This is a genomic window from Nisaea sp. (assembly GCF_034670185.1).
GTDB lineage: Bacteria > Pseudomonadota > Alphaproteobacteria > Thalassobaculales > Thalassobaculaceae > Nisaea.
This window is the reverse complement of record NZ_JAXMNY010000001.1, coordinates 945,949-961,122: the sequence shown is the minus strand read 5'-3', so window position 1 is coordinate 961,122 and position 15,174 is coordinate 945,949. Positions and strand designations below refer to the sequence as shown.

The window sequence follows — 15,174 nt, the reverse complement described above, 5'->3', positions numbered from 1 at the left end:
AGATCGGTCTGGGAGATAAAAAGTGAATGGTCGGGGTGGACGGATTCGAACCGCCGGCCCTCTGCTCCCAAAGCAGATGCGCTACCAGGCTGCGCTACACCCCGACACGGCCCGCAGCGAGAATTCCAACGGGCGCACGCTTGGTAATGCTTTTGAACGACCAGCGCAATACTCGAGTGTCATGCCACGATTTTTAGCGATCCGCCGCCAAGCGATCATGTTCCACGCGGTCGCCTGCGCGAAGACCGAGCCGCTCGACCGTTCCCGCAACGACCTCAAGAACAGCCTTCACGCGAAACCGGGAAGAGATTACCTGCGTCGATAACGGCGTCGTTCGTTCGGAGATATGCAAAATCGTTCCATCACGGTCGAGGAACAGCATGTCGAGCGAGATCAGTGTGTTTTTCATCCACATCGATATCTTTTGCTTGCCCGGGTAGATGAAGAGCATGCCGGCATCATCGGCCAACTCTTTCCGGAACATCAGTCCCGAAGCCCGGGTTTCTGGTGTGTCGGCAACTTCGACTGTAAAGACATGCTCTGTATCGCCGCGATGCAATACCAGACGCGCGTCTTCGCCGGCTGTTGCCTTGAAGGGAACGACAGCCAACAGTCCGAGCACAAATATCGCGCCAATTACGGTCTTCAGGGAGTGGGTCAAAGCGGATACTGCCTGTTCAGTGTCATAGACCATTCATCCGATAATTGACTCCCGTGCCGAGCTCAAGAGCGCTGACCGCATCATGGGAGCAAGCGGGCAAGATCCTGCACGGCGGATCGCACATCTCCTTCCAACGGAACATCGGCCAGTGTTGTGAACCAGTGCGCCGGCGGATTGCGCCCACGGCTATGATTCCAAAACAGCTCGCGCAAAACGCTCTCGGCTTCTTTATCGAACGAGATGCCTCGCGGATCGGTGCCATTCAAATGCGCCCAGATGCCAGTCCAGCAACGGGCAACAGCCCAGGGGTTATAACCACCCCCTCCAACCACAAGAACGCGAGGAGCAAGAGACGAAAGGCGCTGAACTGCCTCCCATATCGCATTGTTCGAAAGCGATAATTTGCTTTGCGGGTCATCGGCCAACGCGTCGCATCCGCTCTGGATGACGATCGCGTCCGGACGGAAACCCTCCCCTATCGGCAGGATCGCTTCCTCAATCAGAAACCGGAGTTCGGTATCGTTCATATCTTTCGGAACCGGGAAGTTCCGGGCCATGCCGCCGGCCCTGTCTTCCGCGGGTCCTGTGCGGGGCCAGCGATCATCCTCGTGAATGGAGATCGTCAGAACACGATCCTCGTCGTGAAAGGCATCCTGCACACCGTCGCCGTGATGGGCGTCGAGGTCGACATAGAGGACTCGGGACAGCCCCCCGTCGAGCATGGCGAGAATACCAAGCACCGGGTCGTTGAAGTAACAGAACCCGTAGGCCATGGCAGGGCGGCCGTGGTGGGTACCTCCCGCCAGAGAGTGAATAGTGCCGCGTTCGACCGCGGCCAGGGTTCGTCCGGCCAGCAAGGATGCCCCCGCCGCCGTTGCCGGACGGCTGAATATCTCCGGGAAGACCGGGTTTCCGCTGCGGCCGATATTGTAGCGTTCCTTCACCTCGTCACTGACATGCCCGTCCCGTTCAGCCGCAACCACGGCGGCGATATAGTCGGGGGCGTGAAAGCGGGCGAGCTCATCCGGTGTCGCCATCGGGCTGTCCACGAAACGACTTTCGTCGAGCAAGCCGAGCGCACGGGCGAGATCCATCACCGGCGTTACCCGCTGGATCGAGAGAGGGTGCGTCGCGCCGTACCGTGATTTTCGGTAGATCTCGCTGCCGATCAGGATCGGGCGGTCTGGAAAAACATCCGGTATGGCGGGGTCCAGGTGTTCCTGTATCTGCGAGTCGCGCACCCTCATGCGGTCCTGCTGATCACGGCCTGCTGGGGCGCGACCTTCCCTTCCTCATCGGGAAGCAGGAATTCGGGAAGGTCATAGGCTTTCAGACTTTCCCAGTGCTGCTCCACGTCTTCCGCCATCAGGTCCCGGACGATCCCCGAGACAAGACGTGGAACCGCGAACTTCATCGCGTTGATGGAAGACCCGGAGGGCCCGAAGCTGAGCGTTGCGCCATAGGTGAAGAGCCTAACGTTCCGGAGCCATCCGGCCGTCCCGGCATCCCGCTCCTGAAACGCATATGAAGGATCGAGATAGGGAAAGGACTGGAGACGCGGGTTTTCCTCACCGGCCGGCGGGCTGTATCGGTCGCACCAGGTAGCCGCCGACGCGGCGATCTCGGAAAACTCCGGCCGCGCCGAAAGATCGATCGCGAAGCCGGTTCCAACAATCAGGAAATCTGCTTCCAGTTTTCCTTTCGGAGTCTCGATGTCGATCTGGTCGCCTGTGATTGCACAGGACAGCCATGGGGCGCCGGTGAGGAGCTCAAAGTTCTTGTGCTTCGCGACTCTCTGCCAGGTTTCTTTCGGGAAGGCTTCGCGCAAGCTCATGAGATGGTTCATGAAGCGCCAGCGCCAGGTATCGTCCAGATCCGCGAAATGCCCGAGAAAGCCGGGAAAGGACAGCCACTTGAAAGGCTGCACCCGCTGCAATTCTTCTCGCCGGCAGCAGACGCTCACCCGTGCGGCACCTGCCTCCAGCGCCGTCGCAGCATTGTCAAACGCCGACGCACCGGCCCCCAGCACAGCCACGCGACGGTCGCGAAGTTTCTCGAAATCGATAGTCTCGGAAGCATGTGACCAAAACCGTCTGTCGAGCGCACTGATTTCCGGCGGCGTCCACCAATTCCCGGGCGTTTCAATACCGGTTGCGATCACAATCTTTCTTGCAAGCACTTGCTCCCGGGTACCGGATCGCAAACCAACGAGGTCCACGCAGATCAGATCGCCATCCGCGGCGGGCGCAATCCGCTCCGCCGAGACCTCGTTCTCGATGGCTATATCGAGAACCCGGCGCAGCCAGAGCAAGTAGGAGGCCCAGTCTTCCTTTGCGATCTTGTTGAGATCCTCCCAGGCCGCTCTGCCATACTGCGCTACGAACCAGGACCGGAAGGCGAGCGAGGGAATATCAAGATCGGGGCCGTTGACTTCTTTCGGCGACCGCAGTGTGGGCATCCGCGCATAGGTCAGCCAAGGGCCTTCAAACCCTTCCGGTGATCGATCCACGATGCGCACCCGCTCGATACGGGCCCGCTTGAGGGCGTGGGCAACAGCAAGGCCGCCCTGCCCGCCGCCAATAACCAGCACATCGAGGACAGGGCGCCCATCCGGAGCGTGCCGCTCGGGTACCCAGGCCGCGTTGGGATAAGAAATGGTCCGGAGATCCTCCGCGACCCGCACTTCAAGTGCATCAAGTCCAATGACCAAGCCTGCGTCGCTCACATGATCCCCACAGAACGTCTTGTTTCCCTGTCACTAGGTAGCGCGCTTTGGCGCTCTCATCCAGTGGGGCACAATCTGACGGCTTGCTATGGGAATGAAGCTCGCCCATATTTGCCGCTCAATCAGGGGAGCTGCAGGTGCGGCTGAGAGGTTCCGGGAGGAACGACCCTAAACCTGATCCGGGTAATGCCGGCGTAGGGAGAGCAAATGACCCGGCACAGCCTTTTCAGCAAGATCCCGATTTCCCAGAACCTTGATGCTGGTGACGGCTCATGAATGCTGTCCGCGGGTTAATCATATTCGCCGGGATACTGGCCGTCTGGCAGCTCATCGTCAGCATCAGCGGCACGCCCGTCTATATACTGCCGGGCCCGCTTCCCGTCGCGGAAGCCTGGATCCGTTCAGCCTCCCTGATCGCCCGTCATGCTTCTATCACTCTGGCAGAAATCCTGCTCGGCCTTACCCTGGGCACGCTTTTCGGTGGCGCGACGGCGCTCATGCTGGCCTGGTCTGCCCGGATACGCCCATGGCTGCTGCCGGTTCTGGTCATCAGTCAGGCGGTGCCGGTCTTCGCGCTTGCGCCGATCCTCGTGCTTTGGCTCGGCTACGGCATGGCGTCCAAGGTGGCCATGGCCGCGCTCATCATCTTCTTTCCGGTAACCGCGGCGATGTATGACGGCCTGCGCCGGACAGATCCGCTGTTTATCGATTGCGCACGCACGCTTGGCGCCAATCGCCTTGAGCTGTTGCTGCATGTCCGACTGCCGGCCGCCCTACCCGCTTTCGCTTCAGGGTTGCGCGTGGCGACTGCCGTGGCCCCCATCGGCGCGATTGTTGGCGAATGGGTCGGCTCCAGCTCGGGGCTCGGCTACCTGATGCTGCACGCAAATGCACGATTGCAGATCGACGTCATGTTCGCCGCACTCTTCACTCTCTCGATCCTCGCCATCACGCTCTATTACGGGATCGATTTCCTGCTCAGGGCAGCCATGCCCTGGCAAGCCGGCGAAGCCCGGCCAACATTGCATACTGGAGGAAACTGAATGTTCACCCGGACCGCCGCGCTTCTCGCCGCGCTGATCGTCCTCGGCACAGCGCCGGCCAATGCGGCAGACAAGCTGACCGTCCTTCTGGATTGGTTCGTCAACCCCGATCACGGCCCGCTGATAGTTGCCGACAAAAAAGGTTTCTTTGCCGATGAAGGCCTTGAGGTCGAACTGATCGCCCCGGCCGACCCGAATGACCCGCCGAAACTGGTCGCCGCGCAGAAAGCCGATATCGCCGTTTCATATCAGCCGCAGCTCCACATCCAGGCAGCCGAAGGCCTGCCGCTGGTGCGCTTCGGCACGCTGGTCGCCACTCCGCTAAACACGCTCGTGGTCCTGAAGGACGGGCCGGTGAAATCCATCGCCGATCTGAAAGGCCGCAAAGTCGGGTACTCGGTCGGCGGCTTCGAGGATGCGCTGCTCGGCGCCATGCTGGAGAAGCACGGCCTGACGCTCTCGGATGTCGAACTGATCAACGTGAACTTCTCGCTCTCTCCCTCGATCATCTCGGGGCAGGTCGATGCCGTGATCGGCGCCTTCCGGAATTTCGAACTGAACCAGATGGATATTGTCGGCAAACCGGGCCGGGCTTTCTTTGTCGAGGAGGAAGGTGTGCCGCCCTATGACGAGCTGATCTATATCGCGCACAAGGATCGCCTCGACGACCCGCGCCTGAAGAAGTTCCTCTCCGCCGTGGAGCAGGCAACCCAATATATCGTCAACCATCCCGGCGATGCCTGGATGGCCTTTATCGATGGCCGCAAAGAGCTGGATGACGAGCTGAACAAGCGGGCCTGGCGCGATACCCTGCCCCGTTTCGCCCTGCGCCCGGCAGCTCTAGACCGTGGCCGCTATGACCGGTTTGCCGCCTTCATGAAAGAAGCCGGTTTGGTCACTAAAGACGTAAAAACAGAATCTTACACGATCGAATTAAAGTAACCAGAAGCGCCCCGCACATCCGATAAGGACGTGCGGGGCGAGCTGATCATCCAGCGGCTGTTGTTGACGCCCGCGTACTCTCCACAAAGCCCATGTAGAGCTGCCGGGCCCGCTCGAAAACCGGCCCTGGTGTCAGGGCACGTTCCTCAAAGCGATTGATCGCCTGGATTTTCCCATAGTTGCCGCAGACCAAGATCTCGTCCGCTGATTGCACATCGTCTGCCGTCAGCGTCACTTCCTCGACCGGAATCCCATCATCGCTCAACAGGCCTATCAGACGCCGTCGGGTGATGCCGGAGAGGAAAGTGCCGTTCGCCGCCGGTGTCCGCGCGACGCCGTCCTTCACGATCCAGATGTTAGCCGTTGAGAACTCGGCGACATTGCCATTTGGATCAAGCATGAGCGGAAGATCAAAGCCGCGCTCCCGAGCTTCCTTCAACGCACGTTGCCCATTCGGGTAGAGACATCCCGCCTTTGCGTCTGTCGGACCCTGATTAATGGCATTGCGGCGGAAGCTGGAAAGGCATGCAGAGCCGGCAACGGCATCGGGCAGCGGTGCCTCGAAGACGGCGAGCACGAATTCCGTATCGTCCCCTTCCGGTGCCACTCCCTGCCCGGTAGAGAAGAACATCGGCCGGATATAATAATCCAGATCCTGCGGCAGCCTTTGCACCGCTTCCCGGCAAAGAGCCTCGATTTCAGAAGGCTCAAGCCCGGGCGTCAGCAGCATCGCCTTTGCCGAGCGGACCACCCTCTGACAATGCAGGCCTATGTCGGGCAGCGCACCTTTAATGCCCCGGGCACCGTCAAATACGCTGCTGGCCGACCAGAATGCGATCTGCAGCGGGCCGGACACCATGGGTTCGTTTGATAGCCATTCGCCGCGGTACCAGAATATTTGTTTCATTTGTCGATCTCCATACGCAACAAAATAGGACAGTAATATTGTCCTTTATGTTTTGTGAGACCAGACAAACTTTGTCATGGAGACAATCCGAAACACGTGCCAACAGCCATTTGACACCCAATCAGGTATCCGTTTCAGGCACTACACTGGCGGCTATGGTTCCATCCAGCGCCTCATAATCTCCGTAGCCTATGTGCTCGTAGATATCTTTCCGGGACATCAGGCGGTCGAGAAACCCTTCCTGTCCGCCCTGCTCGGCCAAATGCTGATAGAGCGCGCGCACGATCCCGGCTTCCGCCCGCAAGGACGTCACCGGCCAGATCACCATGCTGAAGCCCCATTCCTGAAACTGCTCGGCTGTGAAATACGGGGTCTTGCCGAACTCCGTCATATTCGCCAGCAACGGCACGTCCAGCGCTTCGGAAAAGGCTCTGAAATGCGCTTCTTCCGTCAGGGCTTCAGGAAAGATCGCATCGGCTCCAGCGGCGACATAGGCCTTGGCCCGCGCAATTGCAGAATCCAGCCCCTCCGACGCCATCGCATCCGTCCGGGCAATAATCCGCAGATGACTGCGAGCCTTGCAAGCGGCAGCAATCTTTGCGCTCATGGAGGCCGTGTCGTTCAGCAGTTTGTCCGACAGGTGACCGCATTTCTTCGGCAGCATCTGATCCTCAAGCTGAACCGCTGCCGCCCCTGCCTCCTCCAACTCACGACAGAGCCGCATCACATTCAGCGCTTCGCCATACCCGGTATCGCCATCGACAATGAGGGGGATCTGAGAGGCCCGCACAATGGTGCGAACCTGATGAACCAACTCCTCCATTGTCATCATGCCGAGGTCAGGAAGAGCCAGGCTTGCGGAGAGTGCCCCGCCCGAAAGATAGAGCGATTCGAAGCCTGTATCGCGCGCAATGACAGCAGAAAGGGCATCATGCGCGCCAGGGATACGCAGAATTTCCCGCCGGTCCCAAAGCGCTGCCAGCCGATCGCCCGCCGGAGTCGCCACCTGTTTTTGCAGAAGCCATGCCATGTATTTCTTCCCTCTTCCGCGCCATGTTGCCGGGATTCTCATTGGTTAATTCGGCGCTTCAGAGATTGCACTCAGCCGCGCCCTCGTGTCATTGCATTGTCATACCTGTATTGACAATGCTGGCGTGCTGTTGGATTGGTTCCTGGTACACCAGATCGCTGCCTGTGGGCTGAAAAACGAATTTGGTCGATAAACGCGAGGGAGACGCGTCGATGAGGCACATCTTAGGTCTGGGAGCGAGCCTTGCCGCTTTCTGGATGCTGTTGTCCGGATCGATCAGTCTTGACCACAAACTGGTTCTCGGGTTCGGCGTCGCGTCCATCATCCTGACATTGTATCTCGCCATCCGTATGGACCGCCTTGACGGCTTCCCCGTCTCGATCCGTCTCAGCCCGAACCTGATCCGGTACTGGATCTGGCTCGCCAAGGAGATCGGCAAGGCGAATATTGATGTCGCCAAAATTGTCCTTGCCCCGAACATTAAAGTTTCACCGCGCATGGTGCGGGTGAAAGCAAGCCAGCAAACCGATGTCGGCATTGCGACTTTCGCCAATTCCATCACACTGACGCCGGGTACGGTCTCCGTCGATATCGAGGATGACGAAATCCTGGTGCATGCGATCACCGACGACATGGCGGCAGGCCTGATCGAAAGCGATATGGATGAACGGGTTACGGCCTTGGAGTTGAAGTACCGATGATGTTTGCCGCGGCCGCCGCCGGCCTGATCATTCCGATGCTGATGGCGCTGGCCCGCGGCCTCATCGGACCGACCCTTTACGACCGGGTGCTTGCCGGAAACAGCTTTGGCACCAAGACGGTCCTGCTGATTGCTGTGCTCGGCTTTATCGGTGGCCGACCGGACTTTCTGGACATCGCCCTGCTCTACGCCCTGATGAATTTCATCGGCACCATCGCGATCCTGAAATTCTTCCGTTACCGTAACCTCGGTGTTGCCGACAGTGCCGACATCAGGAACGGGACCGAGATCAACAACGGGGCCGGCGGGAAGAACGGGGGGGCCGTCTGATGGAAATGATCATCGATCTGGCCTCCTGGGCATTCATCCTGGCCGGTGTGTTCTTCATCTTTACGGGTACGCTCGGCATGCTCCGGCTGCCGGACTTCTATACCCGGCTGCACGCCGCTGGCATCACCGATACACTTGGCACAGAGCTGCTACTGATCGCCATGATGCTGCAGGCTGGCTGGTCCATCGTGACCGTAAAATTGCTGATGATCTCTCTCTTCATCTTCTTCACCAGCCCGACCGCAACACATGCATTGGCGAACGCGGCCAATGCCGTCGGTCTGCGGCCGTTCGGAGTGCCGGAAGCCGACCTCCGACCGAAAAAGACGGAGGAAGCCTGATGGAATCCGGCATTGTCAATATCCTCGTCGATATATCCTTGATGACCTTGCTCGGGATCACCGCGATCGGGATCGTGCGGTCCCGCAATCTCTTCGCGACCGCCATGCTTTCCGGCATCTACAGCCTGATATCTGCGGCCGTCTTCGTGACCCTCGATGCGGTCGACGTCGCCTTTACCGAAGCAGCCGTTGGCGCGGGCATCTCGACGGTGCTGATGCTGGGGGCCATGACCCTCACCCGGCGTAGCGAGAAACACGCGATCAAGCTGCATGTCGGCCCGCTTTTCGTTACGATCGGCATCGGCGCAGCGCTGATCTACGGCACAGTCGATATGCCCCCCTTCGGCTCGACCGACGCACCCGGCTTCCAGCATATTGTGCCTGAATACATCGCCGGCTCCCGGGATGACATCCAGGTTCCGAACATCGTCACTTCCATCCTGGCCAGCTATCGTGGTTTCGATACGCTGGGGGAGACCGCCGTGATCTTTGCGGCCGGTATCGGTGTGCTGTTCCTGCTTGGACGCCGCCGCGAGGATGAAGAGGCCGACGAGAGCTCCAACAGCAGCAAGGGAGAGGATGCATGAGACATCATCTGATCCTGCGCGTGGTCTCCAAGCTGCTTATCCCGTTTATCCTGCTCTACGCATTGTATGTTCAGTTCCACGGCGACTTCGGACCTGGCGGCGGCTTTCAGGCCGGTGTCATCTTCGCTGCGGCTTTTGTTCTCTACGCCCTGATTTTCGGCGTGCAGGCTGCGCGTAGAGCTTTCCCGGATAGCTGGCTCGCGATCCTGATCCCGCTCGGCGTGCTGATTTATGCCGGTACCGGCATCGCATCGCTCCTGCTCGGCGGCACTTTCCTCGACTATGACGTTCTGGCATCCACACCGACCGGCGGACAGCATCTCGGCATTCTCGTCGTTGAATTCGGCGTCGGCGTGACGGTGACAGCCGTGATGATCGCGATCTTCTTCGCCTATGCGGGCCGGACCCATGAAATTCAGGATGACGACTGGTAAGCCATGCTTGAGCTGTTCCTAGACAAATATAACTACTGGATCGTCGTCGTCCTGATGATGATCGGGCTTTATATCGTCATCGCGCGCGGCAATCTGGTGAAGAAGATAGTCGGTCTCAACGTGTTCCAGACCTCTGTCTTCATGTTCTACATCTCGCTTGGCAAGGCCGAGGGAGGCACCGCGCCAATCCTGACAGGCAAGCCGGAACTGTTCTCCAATCCTCTTCCGCACGTCCTGATCCTGACGGCCATTGTCGTCGGCATCGCAACAACCGCGCTTGGCCTCGCCCTGGTTGTGCGGATACGCGAGAGCTACGACACGATTGAGGAAGACGAGTTGGAAGGCATGGATAATGCCGTCGTCACGACCGAACGTGCGCGACTAGGCACGGGGGATGCAGCCTGATGATCGCCGTCGACCATTTGCCGGTTCTGCAGGTTGCTGGCCCGCTGATCGCAGCCCCTATCTGCAGCCTCCTCCGCGCCCGTAACCTCGCCTGGTTCTTCACCCTGCTTGTGTGCATCGGTGCGTTCATTTGCAGCGCCTACCTGATGCACATGGTGCTGGAGACTGGCCCGATCAGTTACGAGATCGGGGGCTGGGCCGCACCGCTCGGCATTGAATACAGGGTCGATGCGAGCAACGGGCTCGTGCTGCTGATCATTTCCGGCATTTCCGCCGTCGTGCTGCCGTTCGCCAAGCGCAGCTTCGAGGCGGAAGTCCCTAAAAATCAACACTCTCTGCTCTATACCGCCTTTATCCTGTGCCTGACGGGACTGCTCGGCATCACGGCCACGGCGGATGCCTTCAATGTCTTTGTCTTTCTCGAAATTTCGTCGCTTTCGACCTATGTGCTTGTCGCCGCGGGGGCCAAGCAGGATCGGCGAGCTCTGACCGCCGCCTACAATTACCTGATTCTGGGAACAGTTGGCGCAACCTTCTTCGTCATCGGAGTCGGTCTGCTCTATATGGCGACCGGCACGCTGAACATGGCAGATCTCGCCGCGCGCGTCGGTCCGATCGGCTCCTCCCGCACGCTTGATGTCGGCTTCGCCTTCATCATCATCGGGCTGTCCCTGAAACTGGCCTTGTTCCCGCTGCACGCCTGGCTGCCAAATGCCTATACCTATGCGCCGAGCGCAGTGACTGCCTTCCTCGCTGCGACAGCGACCAAGGCGGCGGTCTATCTGCTCCTTCGCTTCTCTTTCACCATCTTCGGCTCAGGCTCTTCCTTCATGGCGCCGATGGTCGGACTTGTGCTTATGCCTTTGGCTCTGGCCGCCATGTATGCCGGCTCTATCTCGGCGATCTATCAGTACAATCTGAAGCGGATGCTGGCCTATTCGAGCGTGGCGCAGATCGGATACATGATGCTCGGCGTCAGTTTCCTCAGCGTCACCGGCCTGATGGCGACGACCCTACACCTGTTCAATCATGCCCTGATGAAGGGTGCTCTCTTCATGGCGCTCGGCTGTGTCTTCTTCCGGATCCGGTCGGTCAACATTAATGATCTGGCCGGGATCGGACGTCAGATGCCCTGGACCATGGCCGCTTTTGTGATCGGCGGGCTTAGCCTGATCGGCGTGCCGATGACGGTCGGGTTCATCAGCAAGTGGTACCTGATATCCGCCGCGCTGGAGCAGGAAGCCTGGGTCATCATCGTCCTGATCCTCGCCAGCTCCCTGCTCGCCGTGATCTATATCTGGCGAGTCATCGAAGTGGCCTATCTGAAGGACCCAATCCCGGGCCGGACCGTGACGGAAGCACCGCTTTCCATGCTGCTCCCGACCTGGACGCTGGTCATTGCCAATATCTATTTCGGCGTTGATGCAAGCCTGACGACGCGGATTGCGCGCATGGCCGCCGAAGGTCTCGTGGGAGTGGCGCAATGAGCATGGAAACTGCCCTTCTCGCCACCCTGTTCCTGCCGCTCGTTGGCATGGTGCTGATCTGGCTGGCCGGGAATTCGCCGAATCTGCGCGAAGGCGTGACGCTGGTAACCGCTGTTGCACTCTTCGCCATCGTACTGGCCCTGCTGGACGCAGTGATGGCGGGCGCAAGTCCGGGGCTGACCCTGATCGAGGTCATGCCTGGCCTCGAGTTGGCTTTCAAGATCGAGCCTCTGGGGATGCTGTTCGCCTGCATCGCCTCCGGTCTCTGGATCATCAACTCGCTCTATTCCATCGGCTATATGCGCGGTAACGGCGAGAAGAAGCAGACCCGCTTCTACATGTGTTTCACGCTGGCCATCTCCAGTGCCATGGGCATCGCCTTCGCGGGGAACATGTTCACGCTCTTCATCTTCTACGAAGTGCTGACCCTCTCGACCTATCCGCTGGTCGCCCACAAGGAGACCGAGGAAGCCAAGCGCGGGGCGCGGATCTATCTCGGCATCCTGATCGGCACCTCCATCGGCCTGCAGCTCGCCGCTGTGATCTGGACTTGGGTCGCTGCCGGCACACTGGACTTCACCAAGGGCGGCATCCTCGCCGATCAGGTCGAGCCGGTTCTGCTGCCGTTCCTGCTGGCGCTCTACATGTTCGGTATCGGCAAGGCTGCCCTGATGCCGTTCCATCGCTGGCTTCCCGCGGCCATGGTGGCGCCAACGCCCGTAAGCGCGCTGCTACACGCTGTCGCCGTCGTGAAAGCCGGAGTGTTCACCGTGCTGAAGGTGGTGATCTATATCTTTGGCATTGATCTGCTGACCCAGACAGGCGCAGCATACTGGCTGATCTGGGTTGCCTCCTTCACCGTGCTGGCGGCCTCCCTTGTCGCCATGACCAAGGACAACCTGAAGGCCCGGCTGGCTTACTCAACCATCAGCCAGCTCGGCTATATCGTGCTCGGGGCGGCGCTGGCCAATCACTATGCGATCCTTGGCGGCGCGTTGCATATTGCCACCCACGCTTTCGGCAAGATCACCCTCTTCATGTGCGCGGGAGCGATCTATGTCGCGACCCACAAGACAGAGATCAGCGACATGCAGGGACTGGGGCGCGTCATGCCCTTTACCTTCGGCGCCTTCTGCATCGGAGCGCTCTCGATCATCGGCCTGCCGCCATTCGCCGGGACCTGGAGCAAATGGTATCTCGCTCTCGGCGCTGCTGAGACCGGCATGATTGTGGTGGTCGCTGTCTACATGGTCAGCTCGCTGCTCAACATTGCCTATCTGATGCCGATTGTGGCGCGTGGTTTCTTCCGCCCGGCTCCGGCGCTCGCCACGGCATCTGCAGGCGCCGCCGTGGCACCTGCAAAAGGCGGCATACAGGAAGCGCCGTTCTTTTGCGTCCTGCCGCCCTGCCTGACGGCTGCTGGCTGTCTCGTCCTGTTCTTCTACGCCGACGCGATCATCGCGTTGCTGCGCCCGATCGTTGAGTGAGGCTGCTGCCATGAGTGCGGATCCACAGACCCCCGAGCACCATCCGAAGCATGACGAGAAACCGCGTTGGCTCGACGACCAACGCAACGTCAACAAGATCATTGTCGCAATCGTCGTTGTCTGCGCTCTGCTTTTCGCGGCGGACGGCTTCTATCACAAGCATCCGCACTTCGAGGCTGAATCGTGGTTCGGGTTCTATGCCATCTACGGCTTCATTATGTGTGTCGGTCTTGTTCTGGCAGCGAAGTTGATGCGGGTATTCCTGATGCGGGACGAAGATTATTATGACCATGATCGTTGATCTGTTTTTCCCGCTCAGCCCCGGACTGCTGCTGATTCTTGGCGGACTTCTGGTCCCATTTCTCAGCCACAGCATCGGCCGGGTTTATGTGCTCCTTCTCCCGGCCGTCCTCCTGGCATATCTGTTTGCCCTTCCGGACGGAAACCACGGCGCCGTCTCGATGCTTGGCTACGAGCTCGAACTGCTCCGGCTCGACAGCCTGTCCCGGATTTTCGCCACAATCTTCCTGATCGCCTCACTGCTCGGCAATATCTATGCTTGGCATGAGCCAGACCGGGTGCAGCGTACCGCCGCGCAGATCTATGCCGGCAGCGCCGTTGCCGCTGCCCTCGCGGGCGATTTGATAACCCTGTTTGTCTTCTGGGAGCTGACCGCCGTTTCGTCCGTCTTCCTGATCTGGGCCAGCGGAACCGAAAGCGCGTACCGCGCCGGCATGCGCTACCTGATTATACAGGTCGGCTCCGGTGTTATCCTGCTCGCAGGCCTGATCGTTCATGTCACGGCAACCGGCTCCATCGCGTTCGAGCACTTCGGCCTCGATGCTCCCGGCGCATGGCTCATACTGTTCGCCTTCGGCATCAAATGCGCCTTTCCTCTGCTGCATAACTGGCTGCAGGACGCCTATTCCGAAGCGACCGTCACCGGCACGGTGGTGCTCTCCGCATTCACCACCAAACTTGCTGTCTATACGCTCGCGCGCGGTTTTGCCGGCACGGAAATGCTGATCTGGATCGGCGCGGCAATGACGATGTTCCCGATTTTCTATGCGGTGATCGAGAACGATCTGCGGCGCGTCCTCGCCTACAGCCTGAATAACCAGCTCGGCTTTATGGTGGTTGGCGTTGGTGTCGGCACCGAGCTCGCGCTGAACGGCACCGCTGCCCATGCCTTCTGCCACATCCTCTACAAGGCGCTGTTATTCATGTCGATGGGCGCGGTTCTGTTCCGGACCGGTACCTGCAAGGGCTCCGAGTTGGGTGGACTCTACAAATCGATGCCCTGGACAATGGGTTTCTGTGTCGTCGGCGCCGCCTCGATTTCGGCCTTCCCGCTGTTTTCCGGGTTCGTCTCGAAATCCCTGATCATGTCGGCCTCCGCCAATGAGGGTTACTGGTTCGTCTGGGCCGTGCTGCTCTTTGCATCAGCTGGCGTGTTCCACCATTCCGGCATCAAGATTCCCTACTTCGCTTTCTTCGCGCATGACAGTGGCCGCCGGCCGAAAGAAGCGCCACTGAACATGCTAATTGCCATGGGGATCGCCGCCGCCTTCTGTATCGGCATCGGGGTCTGGCCGGCACCGCTTTATGCGCTGTTGCCATTCGACGTCGACTACGTGCCCTATACGACCGCACACGTGATAACGCAGCTTCAGCTTCTGATGTTCTCTGCGCTGGCCTTCACCGTCCTTATGCGTACCGGCATCTATCCCCCGGAACTGAAGTCGACCAATCTCGATTTCGACTGGGTCTACAGACGCTTTCTTCCGAATGTACTGGGACGGTTGGGTGCCTCTATAGACATCGTCTATCAAGGCGTCACCGGTAATGCGAAATCGGTCATAAGAGCTGCAATGTCAGCTTCTGTAACGGTTTTTGCACCGGGCGGTCTTTCCGGACGTATCAGCAGTGTCGGCAATGCGGTCGCCATCGTCGCCTTCCTGCTCCTCGTGGCACTGATTGTCAGCTACTCAGCTGTATGATCCTCGCTGGCCGCTATGTGGCAGAGTTCCGTGCCAATTCCTTTCCTATCGGCCCGGCTGGTCTGGAACGGGGGCTAAAAAGATGATAATTGCAT

At 59.4% G+C, this 15,174-nt stretch carries 17 protein-coding genes, 1 tRNA gene and 1 riboswitch; of the genes, 12 read left to right on the top strand and 6 right to left on the bottom strand.

What is annotated here, in order from left to right:
- Positions 1-27: 27 nt before the first annotated feature.
- From VOI22_RS04545 to VOI22_RS04530, 4 genes are all read right to left on the bottom strand, one after another.
- Positions 28-104, bottom strand: a tRNA-Pro gene (locus tag VOI22_RS04545).
- An 89-nt stretch (positions 105-193) separates the two neighbouring features.
- Entirely contained in the window at positions 194-694 is a 501-nt protein-coding gene (locus VOI22_RS04540; protein ID WP_323795384.1) for a DUF192 domain-containing protein, read from the bottom strand.
- A 47-nt stretch (positions 695-741) separates the two neighbouring features.
- A complete protein-coding gene (locus VOI22_RS04535; protein WP_323795383.1) occupies positions 742-1,908 on the bottom strand; it encodes an acetoin utilization protein AcuC in 1,167 nt (388 codons plus the stop codon).
- On the bottom strand, positions 1,905-3,386 hold the full coding sequence (locus VOI22_RS04530; protein ID WP_323795382.1) for an NAD(P)/FAD-dependent oxidoreductase: 1,482 nt from the start codon (positions 3,384-3,386) through the stop codon (positions 1,905-1,907). The genes VOI22_RS04535 and VOI22_RS04530 overlap by 4 nt, the downstream gene beginning before the upstream one ends.
- A 114-nt stretch (positions 3,387-3,500) precedes the next feature.
- Positions 3,501-3,604: riboswitch (TPP riboswitch) on the top strand.
- Between the two features lie 54 nt (positions 3,605-3,658).
- On the opposite strand from VOI22_RS04530, the gene VOI22_RS04525 reads away from it, so the two are divergent.
- Both VOI22_RS04525 and VOI22_RS04520 read left to right on the top strand, forming a co-directional pair.
- On the top strand, positions 3,659-4,429 hold the full coding sequence (locus tag VOI22_RS04525; RefSeq protein WP_323795381.1) for an ABC transporter permease: 771 nt from the start codon (positions 3,659-3,661) through the stop codon (positions 4,427-4,429).
- Entirely contained in the window at positions 4,430-5,371 is a 942-nt protein-coding gene (locus VOI22_RS04520) for an ABC transporter substrate-binding protein (protein ID WP_323795380.1), read from the top strand.
- A gap of 46 nt (positions 5,372-5,417) precedes the next feature.
- Here VOI22_RS04520 and VOI22_RS04515 read toward each other — a convergent pair whose 3' ends face one another.
- Both VOI22_RS04515 and prpB read right to left on the bottom strand, forming a co-directional pair.
- The gene (locus VOI22_RS04515) at positions 5,418-6,278 is read right to left on the bottom strand and encodes a branched-chain amino acid aminotransferase (protein ID WP_323795379.1); all 861 of its coding nucleotides are present in this window, start codon (positions 6,276-6,278) and stop codon (positions 5,418-5,420) included.
- A gap of 121 nt (positions 6,279-6,399) precedes the next feature.
- Complete coding sequence (prpB, locus tag VOI22_RS04510) at positions 6,400-7,308, bottom strand: methylisocitrate lyase (protein WP_323795378.1); 909 nt, start codon at positions 7,306-7,308, stop codon at positions 6,400-6,402.
- A 212-nt stretch (positions 7,309-7,520) separates the two neighbouring features.
- Between prpB and VOI22_RS04505 the strand changes: the two genes are divergently transcribed.
- The 10 genes from VOI22_RS04505 to VOI22_RS04460 are packed head-to-tail and all read left to right on the top strand — an operon-like array spanning position 7,521 to position 15,079.
- Complete coding sequence (locus VOI22_RS04505) at positions 7,521-8,009, top strand: Na+/H+ antiporter subunit E (protein ID WP_323795377.1); 489 nt, start codon at positions 7,521-7,523, stop codon at positions 8,007-8,009.
- Positions 8,006-8,338 (top strand): monovalent cation/H+ antiporter complex subunit F, encoded by a 333-nt coding sequence (locus tag VOI22_RS04500; protein WP_323795376.1) that lies wholly within the window; start codon positions 8,006-8,008, stop codon positions 8,336-8,338. Before VOI22_RS04505 ends, VOI22_RS04500 begins: the two co-directional genes overlap by 4 nt.
- Positions 8,338-8,679 (top strand): monovalent cation/H(+) antiporter subunit G, encoded by a 342-nt coding sequence (mnhG, locus tag VOI22_RS04495; protein WP_323795375.1) that lies wholly within the window; start codon positions 8,338-8,340, stop codon positions 8,677-8,679. The genes VOI22_RS04500 and mnhG overlap by 1 nt, the downstream gene beginning before the upstream one ends.
- Positions 8,679-9,266 (top strand): DUF4040 domain-containing protein, encoded by a 588-nt coding sequence (locus VOI22_RS04490; RefSeq protein WP_323795374.1) that lies wholly within the window; start codon positions 8,679-8,681, stop codon positions 9,264-9,266. Before mnhG ends, VOI22_RS04490 begins: the two co-directional genes overlap by 1 nt.
- Positions 9,263-9,700 (top strand): Na(+)/H(+) antiporter subunit B, encoded by a 438-nt coding sequence (locus VOI22_RS04485; protein ID WP_323795373.1) that lies wholly within the window; start codon positions 9,263-9,265, stop codon positions 9,698-9,700. The genes VOI22_RS04490 and VOI22_RS04485 overlap by 4 nt, the downstream gene beginning before the upstream one ends.
- A gap of 3 nt (positions 9,701-9,703) precedes the next feature.
- Positions 9,704-10,105 (top strand): cation:proton antiporter subunit C, encoded by a 402-nt coding sequence (locus VOI22_RS04480; protein WP_036553184.1) that lies wholly within the window; start codon positions 9,704-9,706, stop codon positions 10,103-10,105.
- Entirely contained in the window at positions 10,105-11,592 is a 1,488-nt protein-coding gene (locus tag VOI22_RS04475; RefSeq protein WP_323795372.1) for a monovalent cation/H+ antiporter subunit D family protein, read from the top strand. The genes VOI22_RS04480 and VOI22_RS04475 overlap by 1 nt, the downstream gene beginning before the upstream one ends.
- Positions 11,589-13,079 (top strand): monovalent cation/H+ antiporter subunit D family protein, encoded by a 1,491-nt coding sequence (locus VOI22_RS04470; protein WP_323795371.1) that lies wholly within the window; start codon positions 11,589-11,591, stop codon positions 13,077-13,079. The genes VOI22_RS04475 and VOI22_RS04470 overlap by 4 nt, the downstream gene beginning before the upstream one ends.
- Before the next feature lie 10 nt (positions 13,080-13,089).
- A complete protein-coding gene (locus VOI22_RS04465; protein ID WP_323795370.1) occupies positions 13,090-13,380 on the top strand; it encodes a hypothetical protein in 291 nt (96 codons plus the stop codon).
- Positions 13,364-15,079: a Na(+)/H(+) antiporter subunit D gene (locus tag VOI22_RS04460; protein ID WP_323795369.1), complete on the top strand. Its 1,716-nt coding sequence runs from the start codon at positions 13,364-13,366 to the stop codon at positions 15,077-15,079. The genes VOI22_RS04465 and VOI22_RS04460 overlap by 17 nt, the downstream gene beginning before the upstream one ends.
- Positions 15,080-15,174: the final 95 nt, after the last annotated feature.